Genomic DNA, 1,141 nt, shown 5'->3' with positions numbered 1-1,141 from the left:
TCCGTTACCAACCAGGCTGAGGGAACCTTTGGGCGCCTCCGTTACCCTTTGGGAGGCAACCGCCCCAGTTAAACTACCCACCAGACACTGTCCCTGATCCGGATCACGGACCCAGGTTAGACATCCAGCACGACCAGAGTGGTATTTCAACGATGACTCCACCATCACTGGCGTGATGATTTCACAGTCTCCCACCTATCCTACACAAGCCGAACCGAACACCAATATCAAGCTGTAGTAAAGGTCCCGGGGTCTTTCCGTCCTGCTGCGCGAAACGAGCATCTTTACTCGTAGTGCAATTTCACCGGGCCTATGGTTGAGACAGTCGAGAAGTCGTTACGCCATTCGTGCAGGTCGGAACTTACCCGACAAGGAATTTCGCTACCTTAGGATGGTTATAGTTACCACCGCCGTTTACTGGCGCTTAAGTTCTCAGCTTCGCAGGATCGAAACCCCACTAACCGGTCCCCTTAACGTTCCAGCACCGGGCAGGCGTCAGTCCGTATACATCGCCTTACGGCTTCGCACGGACCTGTGTTTTTAGTAAACAGTCGCTTCTCGCTGGTCTCTGCGGCCACCACCAGCTCACACCGCAAGGGTGATCACCAGCAATGGCCCCCCTTCTCCCGAAGTTACGGGGGCATTTTGCCGAGTTCCTTAACCATAGTTCACCCGAACGCCTCGGTATTCTCTACCTGACCACCTGAGTCGGTTTAGGGTACGGGCCGCCATGAAACTCGCTAGAGGCTTTTCTCGACAGCATAGGATCATCCACTTCACCACAATCGGCTCGGCATCAGGTCTCAGACACAAGTTGCACGGATTTACCTGCACAACGTCCTACACCCTTACCCCGGGACAACCACCGCCCGGGCTGGACTACCTTCCTGCGTCACCCCATCGCTCACCTACTACTGGATCGGGCCGGCGGCTCCACCACTCCCCTCAACTCCGAAGAGATCAGGGCGGCTTCACGGCCTTAGCATCACCAGATTCAGCGCTGGCGCTTCAAAGCGGGTACCGGAATATCAACCGGTTGTCCATCGACTACGCCTGTCGGCCTCGCCTTAGGTCCCGACTTACCCTGGGCAGATCAGCTTGACCCAGGAACCCTTAGTCAATCGGCGCACACGTTTCCCAC

1 rRNA gene is annotated in these 1,141 nt (G+C 56.3%); it reads right to left on the bottom strand.

The features are described 5' to 3' along the window. Positions 1-1,141 (bottom strand): 23S ribosomal RNA (locus tag ACTWQE_RS34060); the annotation flags it as partial.

The organism is Streptomyces sp. 8N706 (genome assembly GCF_052245415.1).
In the GTDB taxonomy this organism is placed as follows: Bacteria; Actinomycetota; Actinomycetes; order Streptomycetales; family Streptomycetaceae; genus Streptomyces.
Note: the sequence above shows the minus strand (reverse complement) of the source record. Positions and strands in the feature narration are given on the sequence as shown.